At 73.6% G+C, this 18,254-nt stretch carries 14 protein-coding genes; 10 read left to right on the top strand and 4 right to left on the bottom strand.

The features are described 5' to 3' along the window. Positions 1–446: 446 nt before the first annotated feature. The gene (gene npdG / locus QWY29_RS13690) at positions 447–1,118 is read right to left on the bottom strand and encodes an NADPH-dependent F420 reductase (protein WP_300961581.1); all 672 of its coding nucleotides are present in this window, start codon (positions 1,116–1,118) and stop codon (positions 447–449) included. Between the two features lie 119 nt (positions 1,119–1,237). Between npdG and QWY29_RS13695 the strand changes: the two genes are divergently transcribed. Together QWY29_RS13695 and QWY29_RS13700 are read left to right on the top strand one after the other, a co-directional pair. After that, on the top strand, positions 1,238–3,352 hold the full coding sequence (locus QWY29_RS13695; protein ID WP_300961582.1) for an acyltransferase family protein: 2,115 nt from the start codon (positions 1,238–1,240) through the stop codon (positions 3,350–3,352). A 48-nt stretch (positions 3,353–3,400) separates the two neighbouring features. Beyond that, complete coding sequence (locus tag QWY29_RS13700) at positions 3,401–4,438, top strand: LLM class F420-dependent oxidoreductase (protein WP_300961583.1); 1,038 nt, start codon at positions 3,401–3,403, stop codon at positions 4,436–4,438. A 142-nt stretch (positions 4,439–4,580) separates the two neighbouring features. On the opposite strand, the gene QWY29_RS13705 is transcribed toward QWY29_RS13700, so the two are convergent. After that, positions 4,581–5,300 carry a MerR family transcriptional regulator gene (locus QWY29_RS13705; protein WP_300961584.1) on the bottom strand — a complete coding sequence of 240 codons (720 nt, stop codon included), beginning with the start codon at positions 5,298–5,300 and terminating at the stop codon, positions 4,581–4,583. A 130-nt stretch (positions 5,301–5,430) separates the two neighbouring features. Here QWY29_RS13705 and QWY29_RS13710 point away from each other — a divergent pair, with 130 nt between their 5' ends. The 5 genes from QWY29_RS13710 (at position 5,431) to QWY29_RS13730 (ending at position 14,301) form a co-directional block, all read left to right on the top strand. Next, complete coding sequence (locus tag QWY29_RS13710) at positions 5,431–6,579, top strand: acyl-CoA dehydrogenase family protein (RefSeq protein WP_300961585.1); 1,149 nt, start codon at positions 5,431–5,433, stop codon at positions 6,577–6,579. Between the two features lie 76 nt (positions 6,580–6,655). After that, on the top strand, positions 6,656–7,315 hold the full coding sequence (locus tag QWY29_RS13715) for a DUF2238 domain-containing protein (RefSeq protein WP_300961586.1): 660 nt from the start codon (positions 6,656–6,658) through the stop codon (positions 7,313–7,315). A 154-nt stretch (positions 7,316–7,469) separates the two neighbouring features. Continuing rightward, positions 7,470–9,614, top strand: a complete 2,145-nt coding sequence (locus tag QWY29_RS13720) for an MMPL family transporter (RefSeq protein WP_300961587.1) — start codon at positions 7,470–7,472, stop codon at positions 9,612–9,614. 50 nt (positions 9,615–9,664) lie between these two features. Continuing rightward, complete coding sequence (locus QWY29_RS13725) at positions 9,665–12,262, top strand: bifunctional FO biosynthesis protein CofGH (protein ID WP_300961588.1); 2,598 nt, start codon at positions 9,665–9,667, stop codon at positions 12,260–12,262. A gap of 41 nt (positions 12,263–12,303) precedes the next feature. Then, a complete protein-coding gene (locus QWY29_RS13730; protein ID WP_300961589.1) occupies positions 12,304–14,301 on the top strand; it encodes a serine/threonine-protein kinase in 1,998 nt (665 codons plus the stop codon). A gap of 218 nt (positions 14,302–14,519) precedes the next feature. On the opposite strand, the gene QWY29_RS13735 is transcribed toward QWY29_RS13730, so the two are convergent. After that, positions 14,520–15,896 carry a hypothetical protein gene (locus tag QWY29_RS13735; protein WP_300961590.1) on the bottom strand — a complete coding sequence of 459 codons (1,377 nt, stop codon included), beginning with the start codon at positions 15,894–15,896 and terminating at the stop codon, positions 14,520–14,522. A 173-nt stretch (positions 15,897–16,069) separates the two neighbouring features. On the opposite strand from QWY29_RS13735, the gene QWY29_RS13740 reads away from it, so the two are divergent. Further along, a complete protein-coding gene (locus QWY29_RS13740) occupies positions 16,070–16,213 on the top strand; it encodes a GPGG-motif small membrane protein (protein ID WP_300961591.1) in 144 nt (47 codons plus the stop codon). On the opposite strand, the gene QWY29_RS13745 is transcribed toward QWY29_RS13740, so the two are convergent. Beyond that, positions 16,206–16,868 (bottom strand): UdgX family uracil-DNA binding protein, encoded by a 663-nt coding sequence (locus QWY29_RS13745; RefSeq protein ID WP_300961592.1) that lies wholly within the window; start codon positions 16,866–16,868, stop codon positions 16,206–16,208. The genes QWY29_RS13740 and QWY29_RS13745 overlap by 8 nt on opposite strands. 121 nt (positions 16,869–16,989) lie before the next feature. Here QWY29_RS13745 and QWY29_RS13750 point away from each other — a divergent pair, with 121 nt between their 5' ends. Both QWY29_RS13750 and QWY29_RS13755 read left to right on the top strand, forming a co-directional pair. Then, the gene (locus QWY29_RS13750) at positions 16,990–17,322 is read left to right on the top strand and encodes a DUF3140 domain-containing protein (RefSeq protein ID WP_300961593.1); all 333 of its coding nucleotides are present in this window, start codon (positions 16,990–16,992) and stop codon (positions 17,320–17,322) included. A 48-nt stretch (positions 17,323–17,370) separates the two neighbouring features. Then, on the top strand, positions 17,371–18,237 hold the full coding sequence (locus QWY29_RS13755) for a TIGR03619 family F420-dependent LLM class oxidoreductase (protein ID WP_300961594.1): 867 nt from the start codon (positions 17,371–17,373) through the stop codon (positions 18,235–18,237). Positions 18,238–18,254 lie beyond the last annotated feature (17 nt).

Raw genomic sequence — 18,254 nt, forward strand, 5'->3', positions numbered from 1 at the left:
TCAGCCCTCGACGACGTCCCCGGGCCGCCGCCGCGCCGGAGGCCGAGCCGCAGGACGGGTACGCCGCGCGGGTCGGGGCCGGAGGCGGACGCCGGGCGGGCAGGCCCGGTCGTGGTTGGGTCTGGCGGGCCGGAGCGAGGCACGAGCGCAGGCCTGGTAGACCGGGCCTGCCCGTCTGGCGGGAGCCGCAGGCCCCGACCCAACACCCGGCGTACCCGCATCCCGCGGACCGGCCGCAGAGCGACGCGGGAGCCAACAACCAGCCCGCCGCAGGCGGAACCGTGAGCCGACAGGCAGCCTCTCGGCTCACGAGGTCTCGTCGACGCTCGCCAGGGCTCGCTGCTCGACCAGCGGTGGGCGGGTTTCGAGACAGGCGCTGCGCGCCTTCCTCAACCAGCCGGATCAACCAGACGGATCAACCAGCCGGATCAACCAGCCGATGCTCCTCAGACGCCGTGGATGCGGATGCCGGAGTGGGTCTTGTACTTGCGGTTGATGGAGATCAGGACCGCGGTGAGGGGCTCGAGCTGGCGGGCGAGGCGGAGCTTGCCGGAGTCGATGCCGGGGCGGCCGGTGACGGAGGCGGCGAGCTCCATGACCTGCTCCTTGGCCTCGGTCTTGTCGCCGACGACCAGGATGTCCTCGCCGTCGAGGAAGTCGTCCTCGCCCCACAGCGTCACGGCCGAGACGTGGTGGAAGGCGCCGACGACGGTCGCCTCGGGCTGGAGCCGCTGGGCGGACTCCGCCGCGGAGCCCTCGCCGTCGTCGATGACCAGCCCGTGCGCGCCGCGCTTGTCGAAGGCGAGCGGGTTGACGCAGGAGATGACGACCTTGCCGGCCAGCGGCAGCGAGGCGACCAGCTCGTCGTGGCCGTCGTACGGCACGGCGAGCAGCACCAGGTCGGCGTCCCCGCAGGCGTCGGCGTTCGTCGCGCCGGTGACGGTGCCGGCGCCCTCGACGCCGGCGAGGCGCTCGGTGACCTCGGCGGCGGTGGCCTCGGCCTTCTCCGCGGCGCGCGAGCCCAGCACGACCGTGTGGCCGCCACGGGCGAACCGGTAGCCCAGGCCCTTGCCCTGCGGGCCGGTGCCCCCGATCACGGCGATGCGGTACGACGTCACGCTGGTGCTCCCTCTGCTCACGGATGGTGCGGACCACGATCGTCCCACCGGGCCGCGCGTGACCCGGGCGGGGGCCCGCCCGTTGGTACCCTGCCGGGCGACGTGACGGGGGCAGGCTGATGGCGCGAGCGCTGCGCGGGGACATCCAGGGGCTGCGGGCACTCGCGGTCCTGGTCGTCGTCGCGAGCCACGCCGGGGTGGCGTGGCTGCCGGGCGGGTACGTCGGCGTCGACGTCTTCTTCGTCATCTCCGGCTACCTCATCGCCGGCCTGCTCTTCCGCGAGGTCGAGCGCGAGGGCGGGTTCTCGCTGGTCGGGTTCTGGTCGCGCCGGGCCCGCCGGATCCTGCCGGCCGCCACCGTCGTGACGGCCGTGACCGTGCTGACGTCGCTGGCGTGGTTCAGCCTGATCGACGCCCGCCAGGTGGTGGAGGACGCGGTGTGGGCGGCGTTCTTCGCCGCCAACATCCACTTCGCGCGCCAGGACGTCGACTACTTCGCCTCCGACCTGGGCGTCTCGCCGCTGCAGCATTACTGGTCGCTGGCAGTCGAGGAGCAGTTCTACGTCGTCTGGCCGCTGCTTCTTCTGCTCGTGCTGGCGGTCGTGCGGCTGGTCCGCCGCGGACGCGGTCGACCCGGCGCGACGGGCGACGGATCGCTCCCCCGCGCGGCGGTGCTGGCCGCGCTGCTGCTCGTCACCGCAGCGTCGTTCGCCTGGTCGGTGGTGCACACCGCGGAGCAGCCGGGGGCGGCGTACTTCTCGACCCTCACGCGCGCCTGGGAGCTGGGCCTCGGCGCCCTGGTCGCGCTCGTGCCCGCGTCGGCGCTGCGGCGGCTCGGCCGGGGGTCGGCGACCGCGCTGGCGGTGGTCGGTCTCGGCATGGTGGCGGCGGCCTGCGTGGTGCTGGACGAGGCCACGCCCTTCCCGGGGTACGCCGCGACGCTGCCCGTCGTCGGCACCGCGCTCGCCCTGCTGGCCGGCGCGGGGGCGGCCCGGCCGCTGACCGACGCCGTGCTCGCGTGGCGCCCGGTGCGCGTGGTCGGCGACTGGTCGTTCTCGCTCTACCTGTGGCACTGGCCCGCGCTCGTGCTGCCCGCCGGCCTGCTCGGCCGCTCGCTCGAGGCGTGGGAGACGGCCGCCGCCGTGGCGGTGACGTTCGTGCTGTCCGCGGTCACCTACACCTACGTCGAGCTGCCGTTCCGCCAGGGCCGGCCGGCGCTCGCGCTGGGCGTGCGCCGCGCGCTGGTCCTCTACCCCGCCAGCCTCGCCCTGGTCGCGGCGAGCTGCGCGACCGCGTGGTGGTGGACCGGCGAGCGGGCCGACGGCGGCGACAACCCGGCGATCACCGCCGACGGCCTCACCGCCGACCCGGCGGACCCCGAGGGCACGGTCGCGCTGGTCCGCGCCTCGGTCGACGCCGCCCGCGAGCGCCGTGCGGTGCCGAGCGACCTCAACCCCGACCTGCTCGACCTGCGCGAGTCGATCGCCGACGTCGGCGCCTGCGACTACGGCACCGGCGTGCGACGGCTCTGCCCCCGCGGTGACGTCGACGGCGAGCGGTCGGTCGTGGTGATCGGCGACTCCCACGCCCGCGCGTGGATCCCCGCCTTCGACCGGATCGCCGAGGACGGCGGCTGGACGGCGTACTACCTCGTCATGTCGCAGTGCACCGCCGCCCACGTCGTGCCCGCCCCGGTCGACGAGGACCGGCCGTTCACCGAGTGCACCGACTTCCACGACTGGGTCGGCCGGCAGGTCGCCGACCTCCGGCCGGACCTGGTCGTCGTCACGTCCTCCCCGCCGGTCAACGGCGTCTACGACGGCGGCTCGCGCTACGAGGCGCTCGACCGGGTCACCCCGGTGCTGGCCGAGGGGTACGACGACCTGTTCGCCGACCTCGGCCGGGCCGCGGGCCGGGTGGTGCTCCTGCGCGACGTGCCCAAGTCGTCGTACGACCCCGGCACCTGCCTGACCACCGGCTCACCGAGCCTGGCCGACTGCACCTTCCAGCCCGTCGAGCGCTCGCGCCGGCTCGGCGACGTGGCGGTGACGTCGGCCCGGCTGGCGGGCGCCGAGGTCGTCGACCCGACGCCGTGGCTGTGCTACCAGGACCTCTGCCCAGTGGTCGTCGGGGGCACGCTGACCTACCGCGACACCGACCACCTGACGACGGAGTACGCCGCGTCGCTGGCCGGCGCGCTCGGCCGGGCGCTGCACATGCTCGACCACCCGTGAGCAGCCCCACCTTGTGACGATGACAGCGCCGGTGTCAGGGTGAGCGGCATGAAGCTCTCCATGCCGCTGATGTACGACGGGAACCCGCGCCAGGCCGCCGACCAGGTCGCCTCCCTCGAGAAGGCCGGCCTCGACACCGTGTGGGTGGCCGAGGCCTACGGCTTCGACTCGCCGACGCTGATGGGCTACCTGGCCGCGAAGACCGAGACCTTGGAGATCGGCGCCGCGATCCTCAACGTCTACTCCCGCACGCCCGGGGCGCTGCTGCAGACCGCCGCCGGCCTCGACAACGTCTCCGGCGGCCGCGCCGTCATCGGCCTCGGCGCGTCCGGCCCGCAGGTCATCGAGGGCTTCCACGGCCTGCCCTACGACAAGCCGCTCGGCCGCACCCGCGAGGTCATCAAGATCCTGCGCCAGGGCCTGCGCCGCGAGCCGCTCCAGCACGACGGCAAGGTCTTCACCCTCCCGCTGCCGGCCGACCAGGGCCTCGGCCTCGGCAAGCCGCTGAAGCTGCTCACCCGCCCCGAGCGCCCGGCCGTCCCGCTGTGGGTCGCCTCGCTCGGCGACGCCAACGTCGCGATGACCGCCGAGGTCGCCGACGGCTGGATCCCCCACCTCTTCCTGCCCGAGAAGGCGAACGACGTCTGGGGCGCCGCCCTCGCGAAGGGCACCGCCAAGCGCTCCGCCGACCTCGCCCCGCTCGAGGTCACCGCCGGCGGCATGGTCGCCATCGGCGAGGGCGAGGACACCAAGGCGCTGCTCGACTTCGCCCGCCCGATCTACGCCCTCTACGTCGGCGGCATGGGTGCTCGCGGCAAGAACTTCTACAACGACCTGGCCTGCCAGTACGGCTACGAGGCCGAGGCCAAGCAGATCCAGGACCTCTACCTCGACGGCAAGAAGAAGGAGGCCGAGGCCCTCGTCCCGCTCGAGTGGCTCGAGGCCGGCAACTTCGTCGGACCGGAGTCCTACGTCAAGGAGCGGATCGCCGCCTTCGCCGAGGCCGGCGTCACCAACCTCCAGGTCACCCCGGTCAGCCCCGACCCCGCCGGCACGATCTCCCAGCTCAAGGAGTGGGTCTCCTGACCCTCGCCTGATCTCCAGGCCTCCGGGCGACCGTGAGGTTCATCGGTTGGCCGATGAACCTCACGGTGGGACGCTGAAGCTTCATCGGCCCACCGACAGTTCCATCGGCTGGCCGATGAAACTTCGCGCTGCCCGCCGCAGGTCAGTCCCGGGCGAGCGAGCGGGCGATGACGGCGTTGGCGGCCCGCTGGAAGCCGGTGACCACGGCCTCGAGGGTGAGCCGGCGCAGCCGCGAGACGGTCTGCTCGAGGCGCTCGGCGTCCTCGGGGGTCTGCGCCTCGCGGCGGTAGGGCCGCAGCACCTGCTCGCGCAGGATGGTGGTCAGCTCTTCGGCGAGGGCGTCCATGTGGCGGGTGATCGCCGCGCTGGCGGCCTCCATGCTGCCGGCGGGGATGTCGACGTCGAGCAGCTCGACGCCGACGGAGAGGTTCGGCAGGGCGACGTACCGCGTCCCGTCCTGCTCCACCGACCCCAGCGTGACCAGCAGCTCGAGGTCGCGGTCGGAGAGCCGGCGGCCGACGACCTCCTCGAGCTGCGCGCGGGTCAGCTGCTCCCGCGGCTGGGAGGACCACGACGTGAGCATCGCGCGCTGGAGCGCGAGGTCCTCGACGCCGGCGTCGTCGGGCAGGCCGGCCAGCACCCGCTCGACCGCCTGCAGGGTGAAGCCGTGGTCCTGGAGCGCGCGGACCAGCTCGAGCCGCGCCCGGTGCTCGTCGCCGTAGTAGGCCACCCGCCCGCGGCGCTCCGGCGGCGGCAGCAGGCCGAGGCTCGCGTAGTAGCGGGTGGTGCGGACCGTCAGGCCGACGGCCGCGGCGAGCTCGTCGACGGTCAGGGACGCGGACGCGGACGCGGGCTGGGACACGATCGGCACCCTACCTTGCTCGATGACAGTCTTGCTGTCACAGTTGCGCTGACATCGCGGCGTACGCGTCGCTGGCTGTCACCACGCACTGCTCCCACCCACCGCTTCCCACCACCGTCGGAGGAACCACATGCCCGAGCGCCCGTCGATCTACGAGCAGGAGCACGAGGACTTCCGCGCCACCGTGCGCTCGTTCCTCGAGAGGGAGGTCGTCCCCCACCACGACCAGTGGGAGAAGGACGGCCAGGTCAGCCGCGAGGTCTGGCTCAAGGCCGGCGAGGCGGGGCTGCTCTGCTTCGACGTCGAGGAGGAGTACGGCGGTCCGGAGATCAAGGACTTCCGCTACAACATGGTCGTCGCGGAGGAGATCTCCCGGGTCGGCGCGAGCGGGCTGGGCTTCCCCGTCCACACCGACATCATCGTCCCCTACATCAGCCAGCTCGGCACCGACGAGCAGAAGCGCCGCTGGCTCCCGGGCCTGGTGAGCGGCGAGCTGATCTCCTCGATCGCGATGACCGAGCCGGGCGCCGGCTCGGACCTGCAGGGCATCAAGACCACGGCCGTCGACAAGGGCGACCACTACGTGCTGAACGGGTCGAAGACCTTCATCAGCAACGGCATCATGAGCGACGTCGTCATCGTCGTGGCCCGCACCAACCCCGACGCCGGCCACCAGGGCATCAGCCTGCTCGTCGTCGAGCGCGGCATGGAGGGCTTCGAGCGCGGCCGCAACCTCGACAAGATGGGCCTCAAGGCACAGGACACCGCCGAGCTGTTCTTCGACAACGTCGTGGTGCCCAAGGAGAACCTCCTCGGCGAGGAGGGCTCCGGCTTCATCTCGCTCATGGTCAACCTGCCCCAGGAGCGCGTGTCGATCGCCGCGATCGCGATCGCGGCGATCGAGCACATCCTCGACCTGTGCCTGGACTACGCCGCGCAGCGCGAGGCGTTCGGCAAGCCGATCGGCAAGTTCCAGCACAACCGGTTCCTGCTGGCCGAGATGGCCACCGAGGCCCACATCGCCCGGCTCTTCGTCAACGACTGCGTCATGAAGCTCAACGAGGGCAAGGTCGACACCGCGCTCGCGTCGATGGCGAAGTACTGGACCACCGAGCTGCAGAAGAAGTTCGCCGACCAGGGCGTCCAGCTGCACGGCGGCTACGGCTACATGAACGAGTACCCCATCTCCAAGGCCTACGTCGACAGCCGCATCCAGACGATCTACGGCGGCACGACGGAGATCCAGAAGGAGATCATCGGGCGGAGCCTGGGCATCTGAGCCCCAGGTCACGTCGCTCGACACGCCCCAGCACCCGCCGCCCGGCCGCCAGGCCGGGCGGCGGTAGCGTGCCGCGGTGAGCAGCGACGCGGTGACGGTGGTCCGGTACGACACGCCGGGGCTCGTCCGCACCCTCGACGTCACCGCCAAGGCGCTGCTCGTCCTGCTCCTCGGCCTGGCCCTGGCCCACCCCGAGGCGAGCGGCCTGGAGGGCAAGGGAGCCGCCGCCCGGGCCGTCGGCTACCCGCTGCTCGCCTTCGCGATCCCGGCGGTGTGGTGGTGGAACTGGCGCGAGCGGGCGTCGTTCCCCTGGCTCGCGGACCTGCTCGTCACCCTCACCTGCTTCAGCGACACCCTCGGCAACCGGATGGACCTCTACGACCGGATCGTGTGGTTCGACGACTGGATGCACTTCCTCAACCTCGGCCTGCTCACCGTCGCCCTCCTGCTGCTGACCATGCACCGCAGCGCGAGCCTCGGCGCGGTCCTCGAGCGGGCCCTCGCCTTCGCCGGCACCGCCGCCATCGCCTGGGAGCTCGCGGAGTACGCCGCGTTCCTCTCGCGTCACTCCGAGCGCCAGCACGCGTACGCCGACACCCTGGGCGACCTGTTCCTCGGCGTGCTGGGCGCGCTCGTCGCCGCCGTGGTGGTCCACCGCGCCTGGGCGGCCGGCCACCTGCGCTCGACGGCGCCGCAGCTCGAGCACCGGCCGCCCGCCGGCGTACGCGGCGCCTGACCGCACCGCCCGTCACCCCCACAACCCCCTGCGCCACCCCGCGCGACACCCCCGCAGGAGGCCGGCCGCCCCGGACGGGCCCCAGATGGGCGATGACTCCGCGGGTAAGACGCGGTCCGCTCGACAGGGACACCACCTGTCGAGGGAGACCGTCATGCACCTGCAGATCGCCGGGAGGCTCACCGGCCGCGTCACGAAGTGGCTGGTGCTGCTCGCGTGGATCGCCGCCTTCGCGGTCCTCGGCAGCCTCTCGGCCAAGCTCGCGGACGTCCAGGACAACGAGGCGTCGTCGTGGCTGCCCGCGAGCGCGGAGTCCACGCTGGTCTCCGAGGAGCTGGCCGACACCGTCGACCCGAACGACATCCCGACGCTGGTGGTCTACCAGCGCGACGGCGGGCTCACCGACGCCGATCTCGCCGCCGTCGCCGCGCAGGCGGAGCAGATGGCGTCGGTCGAGGGCGTCACGGGCGAGGTCGTCGACCCGGCGACCGCGGCCGCGGCCGGGCTCGGCGGGATGTCGGAGGACGGGGAGGTCGCGGTCACGACCGTGGTGCTCAACTTCGGCGCCGACGGGTGGAACGCGATCCCCGACGCCGCCGAGGAGCTGCGCGGCATCGCGACGATCGACGGCGTCACCGTGCACCTCGCGGGCTACGGCGGACAGGCCGCCGACTCCGCCGAGGCGTTCGAGGGGATCGACACCGACCTGGTCCTGATCACCTTCGCGGTCGTCATCGTCATCCTGCTGCTGACCTACCGCAGCCCGGTGCTGTGGATCCTGCCGATCCTGAGCGCGGCGGTGGCCTACACGGTCTCCGGCGGCGTGGTCTACCTCCTCGCCAAGCACGCGGGGCTCACCGTCAACGGGCAGAGCCAGGCGATCCTCGGCATCCTGGTGATCGGCGCCGGCACCGACTACGCGCTCCTGCTCGTCGCCCGCTACCGCGAGGAGCTGCGGCGACACGACGACCGGCACGAGGCGATGGCGTACGCCCTCCACCGCGCCGCGCCGGCCATCCTGGCCAGCGCCGCCACCGTCGTCGTCGGGATGCTGTGCCTGGTCTTCGCCGAGCTCAACTCCACGGCCGGCCTCGGCCCGGTGCTGGCCATCGGCGTCGGGATCACCTTCCTCGTGATGGTGACCCTGCTGCCCGCACTGCTGGTCGTCACGGGCCGCTGGGTCTTCTGGCCCAAGCGCCCCACCCTCGGGTCGCACGAGCCGGGCACGACGGGCCTGTGGGCCCGGGTCGGCCGGGCGATCGCGCCGCGCCCGCGCCGGGTCTGGGTGGTGACCGCCACGCTGCTCGCGATCGCGTGCCTGGGCGTGCTGCGCCTCGACGCCTCGGGGCTGTCGACCGAGGACACCTACACGAAGGAGTTCGACTCGATCAAGGGCCAGAAGGTGCTGGTGGAGCACGGGCTCGTCGACAGCTCGAACACCGCCCAGGTCGTCGCGGACGCCGACGAGGTCGACGCGGTCGTCGCTGCCCTGGGGCGGGTCGACGGGCTCGGTCGGCCGGCCGACCCGCGCCCGGTCGGCGAGGACCGTGCGTTCGTGGAGGCCACGATCGACGAGGACATCTCCTCGGCCGCCGCGTTCGACGTGGTCGAGGCGACCCGGGCCGCGGTCCACGGCGTCGACGGGGCCGAGGCGATGGTGGGCGGCGGCTCGGCGTTCTACCTGGACACCAAGGTCGCCAGCAACCGCGACAACCGGGTGATCATCCCGATCGTCCTGGTCGTCGTCTTCCTCATCCTCGTCGGGCTGCTGCGCGCCTTCGTCGCGCCGCTGATCCTGATGGCGACCGTGGTCCTGTCGTTCGGCGCGGCCCTCGGGATCTCCACGATGCTCTTCGTCCACGTCTTCGGGTTCGCCGGCGCCGACCCCGGGTTCCCGCTCTTCGCCTTCGTCTTCCTCGTGGCGCTCGGCATCGACTACAACATCTTCCTGATGACCCGGGTCCGCGAGGAGTCCGCGGTCCACGGCACCTGGCGCGGCTCGCTCGTCGCCCTCGGCTCCACCGGCGGGGTGATCACCTCCGCCGGCCTCGTCCTCGCCGCGACGTTCCTCGTGCTGGCGACCATCCCGTTCGTCTTCCTCGCCGAGCTCGGCGTCGCCGTCGCGCTCGGCGTCCTCCTCGACACCATGGTCGTCCGGTCCGTGCTGGTCACCGCCGTCAACCTGGACCTGGGCGGCCGGATCTGGTGGCCGAGCAGCCTCGACCGCGGCGCGCACCAGGTGGTCACCGCGCCGACGGACCCGGCGGCCCCGGTCGACTCGGCGCCCGCGCCGGTCTGAGGCCTGGGCGGCGGACCGCGGCGAGGGTGCCCGCGACTAGCCTGGACGCGATGGACGTCGAGACCGCGGACCCCCGCCCCACCCCCCAGCAGGTACGCCGCGCGCTCGCCCGCGCCGAGCGGGGCGCCGCGCTCGACCCCGCCGAGGCCACCGCGCTGCTGGCCGCCACCGGCCCGGAGCTCGACCGCCTGTGCGCGGCCGCCGCGAAGGTGCGCGACGCGGGCCTGGTGGCCGCCGGCCGGCCCGGCGTGGTGACGTACTCCCCCAAGGTCTTCATCCCGGTCACCCGGCTGTGCCGCGACCGCTGCCACTACTGCACGTTCGTCGAGACCCCCGGGCAGGCCGCGCGCGAGGGCAGGGCGCCGTACCTCTCCCCCGACGAGGTGCTCGACATCGCCCGCCAGGGCGCGGAGCTGGGCTGCCTCGAGGCGCTGTTCACCCTCGGCGACCGGCCCGAGGACCGCTGGCCCGAGGCGCGAGCCTGGCTCGACGAGCAGGGCTACGACTCGACGCTGGCCTACGTCCGCGCGCTCGCCGTGCAGGTGCTCGAGGAGACGGGCCTGCTGCCCCACCTCAACCCCGGCGTCATGTCGTGGGAGGAGATGAACCGGCTCAAGCCGGTCGCCCCGTCGATGGGGATGATGCTGGAGACCACCTCGACCCGCCTGCACGAGACCAGGGGCCTGGCCCACTTCGGCTCGCCGGACAAGGACCCCGCCGTCCGGCTGCGGGTGCTCGAGGACGCCGGCCGGCTCTCGATCCCCTTCACCACCGGCCTGCTCGTCGGCATCGGCGAGACCCTCGAGGAGCGCGCCGACACGATCTTCGCGCTGCGTGCGACCTCCCGTGCCTACGGCGCGGTCCAGGAGGTCATCGTCCAGAACTTCCGGGCCAAGCCCGACACCGCGATGCGGCACATCGACGACCTGGACCTCGACGAGTACCGCGCCGCCATCGCCGTCACCCGCATCGTCCTGGGCCCCAAGGCGCGCGTGCAGGCCCCGCCGAACTTGGTCGACCTGGCCGAGTGCCGGGCCCTGCTCGACGCCGGCGTCGACGACTGGGGCGGCGTCTCGCCGCTGACCCCGGACCACGTCAACCCCGAGCGCCCCTGGCCCTCGCTGGAGCGGCTGCGCGCGGTCACGGCCGAGTGCGGCTTCGAGCTCGCGGCGCGGCTGACGATCCACCCCGAGCACGTCCGCGCCGCGCTCGGCTCCGGCGCCCCCTGGCTCGACCCGCGGGTCGCCGGGCACGTCGCCGCGCTCGCCACCGAGGACGGCCTCGCGCGCCCCGGCGTACGTCCGGTGGGGCGGCCGTGGCAGGAGCCCGACGGCGGCTTCGAGTCCGCCGGCCGCACCGACCTGCACGCCGCGGTCGACACCGAGGGCCGCAGCGAGGACCGTCGCTCGGACTTCTCCGAGGTGTACGGCGACTGGGACTCGGTCCGCGACGCCGCCGCGACCACCGGGCTGGTCGACGGCGCCCCGGCTGTGCTGCACAGCGAGGGCCGCGACGCGCTGGCCGCCGCCGAGGCGGACCCGGGCGGGCTCTCCGACGAGCACGCCCTGACGCTGATGACCGCCGAGGGCCCGCTGCTCGAGCAGGTCTGCCGGCTCGCGGACGACCTGCGCCGCGAGGTCGTCGGCGACGACGTGACCTACGTGGTCAACCGCAACATCAACTTCACCAACGTCTGCTACGTCGGCTGCCGGTTCTGCGCCTTCGCCCAGCGCCGCACCGACGCCGACGCGTTCTCGCTCTCCCTCGACCAGGTCGCCGACCGGGCCCAGGAGGCCTGGGAGCTCGGCGCGACCGAGGTCTGCATGCAGGGCGGCATCGACCCCGAGCTGCCGGCGACGGCGTACTTCGACCTCGTCACCGCGGTCAAGCAGCGCGTCCCCGAGATGCACGTCCACGCCTTCAGCCCGATGGAGGTCGTCAACGGCACCGCCCGCACCGGCCTGTCGATCGAGGACTTCCTCATCAAGGCCCGCGAGGCCGGCCTCGGGTCGCTGCCCGGCACGGCCGCGGAGATCCTCGACGACGAGGTCCGCTGGGTGCTCACCAAGGGCAAGCTGCCCGCGCGCACGTGGATCGAGGTCGTCTCGACCGCGCACCGCGTCGGGATCCCGACCACCTCGACGATGATGTACGGCCACGTCGACAACCCCCGCCACTGGGTCGGCCACCTGCGGGTGCTCGCCGGCATCCAGGACCGCGCGCGCGAGGCCGGCGTCGGCGGGTTCACCGAGTTCGTGCCCCTGCCGTTCGTGCACACCTCCGCGCCGATCTACCTCGCAGGCGTCGCCCGGCCCGGGCCGACCCTGCGCGACAACCTCGCCGTCCACGCGATGGCGCGGATCCTGCTGCACGGGCGCATCGACAACATCCAGACCTCGTGGGTCAAGCTCGGCGTCGAGGGCACCCGCGCGATGCTCCGCGCCGGCGCGAACGACGTCGGCGGCACCTTGATGGAGGAGACCATCTCGCGCATGGCCGGCTCCGAGCACGGGTCGGCCAAGACGGTCGCCGAGCTCGAGGAGATCGGCGCCGGGATCGGCCGCCCGGTGGTCGAGCGGACGACGACGTACGCGCCCCGGTCCAGCCCCGCCCCCGACCGGGGTTTGGGCATCGGCGACGGCCGGTAAACTCCCCGCGGCGGGCCGCCGGAGCCCGGGCGAGGGCAGGCATGGGATACCCGAAGGTCGACGACGAGTACGACGGTCGCTACCGCATCGTGCGTCGGATCGGCCACGGCGGCATGGGCGTGGTCTACGAGGCCGTGGACAAGGTCCTCAACCGCTCCGTCGCGCTGAAGATCGTCCTGCCCTCCCTGCCGGACCGCGAGGACTTCCACGCCCGCTTCGCCCGTGAGGCCTCGGTGCTCGCGCGCATCCGCTCGCGCAACATCGTGGGCATCCACGAGTACGGCGAGACCGACGACACCGTCTACTTCGTCACCGAGCTCTTCCCCGACGGTGACCTGCGCACCTGGCTGCAGGCGCACGGTCCGCTGGACCGCCGGGCCGCGCTGTCGCTGGTGGCCCAGACCTGCGAGGCGCTCGCCGACGCCCACGCCGCCGGGGTCATCCACCGCGATGTCAAGCCCGGCAACGTGCTGCTCTGGAACCGGCCCGAGGGGCTCATCCCCTACCTCGCCGACTTCGGCATCGCCCTCGACGGCAACGCCACGGACCAGGAGGGCCTGACCCGGGCCGGCACGCTGGTCGGCAGCCCGGCGTACATGGCCCCCGAGCGGCACTTCGGCCACCCCGCCGACGAGCGCGGCGACGTCTACTCCATGGGCTGCCTGCTGTGGGCGGTGCTCACCGGCGACGCGCCGTACGCCGGCACCGACTTCCAGATGATCAACAGCCACGTGAACTCGCCGACCCCGCAGCTCGGGACCGGCCACCCGGTCGACGACCGGATCGACGCGCTGCTGGTCCGCACCCTGCACAAGGACCCCGAGCAGCGGGTCCGCTCGGCCGACGAGCTGCGCCAGGAGCTGCTGGCGATCATCCGCGACATCGACTCCGGCCGGCTGCCCGTCCCCGGGCCCGCCACCGGCGCCGACGACCCGGTGGAGGCCACGGCCCCGCCGTCCCCCTCGGCCGCCCCCGCGGCGGAGCCCGAGGACGACCGCACGGTGGTCAAGCCCGCCCTGGGTGCTGCCAGCCCCGCCGGCGCTGCTGCCGGGACGGTCGGCGGTGCCGCCGCGGCCGGCGCGGCCGCCGCAGCCGCGACCCAGGACGACCACGAGCAGCCGCAGCCGGACAGCACGGTCGTGCGCGACCTGCTCACTCCTGCTGCCGTCGCCGAACCGTTCGTCCCCGGCCCCGACGACGCGCCCGCCGCCGCCGCGGACGGCGGCGCCGGTGGTGCGGCCGGGTCCGCCGGGACGGCCTCCGGCCACGACGGACGTCGCCGCCGCGGCGGCCTCGCGGTGCTCGCGGCCGCCGGCCTCGTCGCGGCGGTGGCCGTGACGGCGTTCGCGGTCGACGCCTCCACCGGTGACGACGACGAGCCGACCGCCGGCTCCCCCACGACGCCGGCGACCAGCGCGACCACCGAGCCCGCCTCCACCAGCCCCAGCCCGACCGCGATCGACCTGCCCGCGCCCGAGGCCCCGTCCGTCCGGGCCAGCAGCGGCTACCGCTCCGTGGCCTTCCGCGTGCGCGAGGCCGCCGAGCCGGGCGGCGACACCGTGCTCACGACCGAGTACGACCGGGGCGAGGGCTGGCAGACCCTCAACGACCCGCGCTTCACCGTCGACACCGGCCAGGGCGGCGAGCGGGTCTGCGTGCGCGTGCGCACGGTCGCCGAGTCCGCCTCCGGCACCGCCACCAGCGAGGTCCAGCGCGACTGCGCCACCTCCCAGGCCCGGGTCGTGCGGCTCGTCCGGACCCCCGGGGCGTGCAGCCGGGAGTACCAGGGCTTCACCTACCCCTGCACCTGGTACGGCGTCGAGGTCGCCGGCTTCGCCTCCGGCAGCCGCCCCGTCCCGCGGCTGACCTCCCGTGGCGTCGGCGAGTGGTGCGACGGCGACGTCGCCTGCGTCCCGATCCCCGTCGGTGAGGACGGCCGCGGCCGGATCCCCCGCCTGACGAAGATCGCCCGCGACGAGGGCATCGTGACGCTCGTCGTCGACGGCGTCCGCACCCGCGCTCGCGTCACCCACCGCTGACCGTCCTCGGCACCACGGCCGGTACGGCCACCTGAGGGCCGGACCGACGCCGGCGACCGTGGACCGCGCCCGCGGGCCGCGCCCGGACGTGACACGCCCCCGACCGGCGTACCGGTCGGGGGCGTGTGTTCAGCACGGCGTCGACACCCAGGTGCCCACGCGGGTGGTGCGGGAATCGCGTGACGCGCGTCTCGCACCGCCCGCGGGCCGGGCCCGCCTCAGGAGCCCGGCGGCGGGGGCGGCGGGGGCTCGGTGGGCGGCGGGGGCGTCGGGTCGGTCGGCGTCGGGTTTCCCCCGCCGCCGCCACCGCCACCGCCACCGCCACCGCTGGACGGCGGGGCGACGGTGATCAGCTTGCGCGAGACCGAGGCACCCCAGATGTTCCCGGCGCCGCCCGCGACGCGGACGCGCCAGAAGCTCTTGCCGATCCGCTTGGCGGGGGCCGAGATCGAGTACCGGCCGTTGCCGGCGGTGGAGCCGCGGGAGATCGTGCGCCACTTGCCGCCGCTGTACTTCTGCAGCTGGATCGCTGCTCGGCGGGCCGGCAGCGCGCGGCCCCGCATCGTCAGGGTCGAGCCGGCGCGCACGGTGCGCTTCGCGAGGGTGCCGGTCACGTTCGCCCGGACCAGGACCTTGAGCTTGGCCGACGACTTCTCGTGCTTGGTCGAGCCGGGGAAGGTGACGCGGTAGGTCGTGTTCTTCGACGGCAGGATCGAGGTCCGCAGGACGCCGGAGGACACCTTCTTGGTGACGACCTTCCGGAACTTCTTGTCCCCCGCGCGCTTGGCCGCGATGGTGACCTTGCCGGGGACGCCGTCACCGTCGATGACCTCGCGGACCCGGCCGACGAGGTTGAACTTCTCGCCGTAGGTCACGCGCACGGTCTTCTGGGTCGAGGACCCGCGGGTGAGCGCGGCCTTGGTCTTGATGGCCTCGAACTCGTAGTTCTTCAGCGGGCCGCCGGAGCGCACGAGCAGGCGGTCGACCTGGAAGGTGTTGCCGTCGCAGCCGAAGAGGAACCCGATGCGCGCCCCCTCGCCGTCGCCGCCCCGCAGGGTCGCGAAGGACTGCAGGTCGATCGGGAAGGAGGTGGCGTCCTCGACGCCGGCGGCGGTGTAGTGACGCCACGCGTAGGTCAGCGCGGACCCGTCGATCGTGCGCCAGTCCGGCTTCTCGTCGGGGTTGAGGTCGGTGATCAGGTCGGAGGTGCCGATCCAGTAGCCGTCGTCGTCCGGCGGGTCGTAGCGGACGTGGGCGATGCCCTGGCTCTGTGCGGCGGTCGTGCGGAGCCGGATCGAGAACGTGCTCAGCAGCGTGGGTCGACCGGCGTACGCCGTGGCGCCGACCGCGGTCCCCTCGCCGCGCGGCGTCCAGGCGATGCTCGCCTTGCCGGAGTTCGGCTTGTTGCGCACGACGCGGAACGTCGGCGCCCCGCCTGGGCCGGCGCCCGGGTCGACGCAGTCGCGGACCGCGAGCCGCAGGCCCGCGGCCTGGAAGTGGTCGCCGTCCACGCGCGTCGCGCCCACGGCGACGCCGGGCAACGCGGTGAGGGCGAGGGTGACGGCGCCGACGGCGCCGATGACGGTTCTGCGCATCTACTACCTCGGAGGGTGGGGGGAGCGATCCCAGGTGGAGGGGTGGCCGGTCCGGCCGCCCGAGACGGGTCTACCCGGCCTCGGACCTGCGGAAACGCATGGTCTGGACCCGGCGAGGGTAAGGGCTCGTCGCTCCCTCCATCCACTCCCCCGACAAGAAGGAGCAATCCTCCATGCTGTTCATCCTCTGGGTCCTCGCCGTCATCCTCGTGGTGGCCGGGATCTTCAACCTCATCAAGGGCCAGCTGTTGTGGGGCATCGTCCTCATCGTGGTCGGCCTCGCCGTGGGTCCGGGCGGCTACAGCATCTTCAAGTAGCCCTCGACAGCGCTTCGGCCGCGACGCGGAGGTCGGCGACCAGGTCGTCGTACGCCGCGTCGCGGTCGTCCGCGCGCAGCACCGCGGACGGGTGGGTGGTGGTGAGCACCCAGCCCGGCGGGTCCTCGGTCCCGAGCCGCTCCGGCCACTCGACGAGCCGGCCCCTTGCCTCACCGACCTTGAACGACGAGCCGTAGACCGCCTTGCCGGCCGTCCCGCCGAGGAGCACCGCTCCGGCCGGACGCACGAGCGCCAGCTCGGCCCGCAGCCACGGCGCGCAGGCCGCCACGTGCGCCGTCTTCGGCGACTGGTGGATGCGGCGCTTGCCGCGCGTCTCCGACCAGCGGAAGTGCTTGACGACGTTGGTGCGGTAGACCTCCGCCGGGTCGATCCCCACGTCCTCGAGCGCGCGGTCCAGGACTCGGCCCGCCGGTCCCACGAACGGCTCCCCCTCGACGTCCTCCCGGTCGCCGGGCTGCTCCCCGAGCACCAGCAGCCGCGCCCCGGCCGGACCGGACCCCATCACGGCCTGGGTCGCGTCGGAGTGCAGCTCGCACCCGCGGCAGTCCTGCACCGCCTCCACCAGAGCCTCGTGCGTGGGCCGCTCGGGCACCCACTGCTCGGCCCCGGGCCGGTCGACGTCGTCTCGTGCCACGTCCGGGCGGTACCCCGCCCCGCACTGATCGAGCACTGGTCGAGCACTGATCGATCGGCGGCGGGTGGGTACCGGCGGCGTCCACCGCCGACTGGGCGGGACCGACGAAGGAGGAGGACTGGTGGCCGAGAGCATCGTCGAGGACGAGCTGTGGGAGGACTTCCACCGGGTGGTCAACATGACCTCCCGCGAGCTGCGCGACTGGCTGGCTGTGCAGGGCGCCGACGAGGACACCGAGGCGCTCCCCGACCAGGCCGGCCCCGAGCTGGGCCACCGGGTGCTGGCGATCCTCGGCAAGCGCCGCGCCGACCTGACGCCGGACGACGTCGACGTCATGGACCGGGTCGTGGAGACGATCGTCGCCGAGCGCGGGCCCGACCCCGAGCCGACCGCGGGCGAGGACTCCTGGCGGCGCGGCCTGATGAACCTCGGGCACGACCCCCTCAAGCCCTAGCCCGAGGAACGGTGGAACGCGTTCTAGTTCGGCCCTAGGCTGCCGGATGTGCGCTTCGCGATCAGCACCGCCTTCCTGCCCGTCTCCGAGCTGGCCGCCATCGCGCGCGCGGCCGACGAGCTGGGCTACGACGCCCTGGCCGTCCCCGACCACGTGGTCGACCTGGAGACGCTGCGGACGCCGTACCCCTACACGCCCGACGGCTCGCGCCGGTGGGGCTTCGACGCGGAGTGGCCGGACCCGTGGGTGCTCATCGGATCGCTGGCGGCGGTGACCGAACGGCTGCGGTTCTTCACCTCGGTCTACGTGCCGGCGATGCGGAGCCCGTTCCAGGTGGCCAAGTCCGTCGGCACCGCCGCGGTGCTGTCGGGCAACCGGGTCGCTCTCGGGGTGGGGATCGGCTGGTGCGAGGAGGAGTTCGAGCTGCTCGAGCAGGGGTTCCGCACCCGCGGCCGTCGCACCGACGAGGGGCTCGCGCTGGTGAAGGAGCTGTGGCAGCCCGGCTGGACGGAGTTCGCGGGCGAGCACTACTCAGCACCGCGGCTGGTGATGGAGCCGACGCCCACCGCGCCGGTGCCGGTCTACGTCGGCGGGCTCTCGGAGGTCGCGTTCAGGCGGGCGGCGCGGCACGACGGCTGGGTGGGCGACATGTACCGCACCGACGAGGCCATCGGCTGGGCCACCCGCCTGCGTGAGGTCCGCGAGGAGGCGCGCGCGGCCGGCGACTTCCGGGTCATCGTGGCGCTGACCGACGCGCTGGTGCCCGAGCAGTTCGCCCGGGCGGAGGAGGGCGGCGTCACCGACTGCATGACGATGCCGTGGGCCTACTACACCGGCCTGGACGCCACGCTGGAGCAGAAGCTCGACGGGATGGCCCGCTTCGCCGAGGACGTGGTGCGCCCGATGGCCCGGTGACGTCCCCCGAGGGCGTC

The sequence above is a fragment of the Nocardioides abyssi genome, assembly GCF_030412915.1.
Classification (GTDB): domain Bacteria; phylum Actinomycetota; class Actinomycetes; order Propionibacteriales; family Nocardioidaceae; genus Nocardioides; species Nocardioides abyssi.

What these genes read in the sequence shown, in the direction of transcription:
- QWY29_RS13740 (WP_300961591.1), top strand. Translation starts at nt 16,070, where the DNA reads ATGCTGTTCATCCTCTGGGTCCTCGCCGTCATCCTCGTGGTGGCCGGG.
- QWY29_RS13700 (WP_300961583.1), top strand. Translation starts at nt 3,401, where the DNA reads ATGAAGCTCTCCATGCCGCTGATGTACGACGGGAACCCGCGCCAGGCC.
- QWY29_RS13720 (WP_300961587.1), top strand. Translation starts at nt 7,470, where the DNA reads ATGCACCTGCAGATCGCCGGGAGGCTCACCGGCCGCGTCACGAAGTGG.
- QWY29_RS13735 (WP_300961590.1), bottom strand. Translation starts at nt 15,896, where the DNA reads ATGCGCAGAACCGTCATCGGCGCCGTCGGCGCCGTCACCCTCGCCCTC.
- QWY29_RS13710 (WP_300961585.1), top strand. Translation starts at nt 5,431, where the DNA reads ATGCCCGAGCGCCCGTCGATCTACGAGCAGGAGCACGAGGACTTCCGC.
- QWY29_RS13695 (WP_300961582.1), top strand. Translation starts at nt 1,238, where the DNA reads ATGGCGCGAGCGCTGCGCGGGGACATCCAGGGGCTGCGGGCACTCGCG.
- QWY29_RS13725 (WP_300961588.1), top strand. Translation starts at nt 9,665, where the DNA reads ATGGACGTCGAGACCGCGGACCCCCGCCCCACCCCCCAGCAGGTACGC.
- QWY29_RS13730 (WP_300961589.1), top strand. Translation starts at nt 12,304, where the DNA reads ATGGGATACCCGAAGGTCGACGACGAGTACGACGGTCGCTACCGCATC.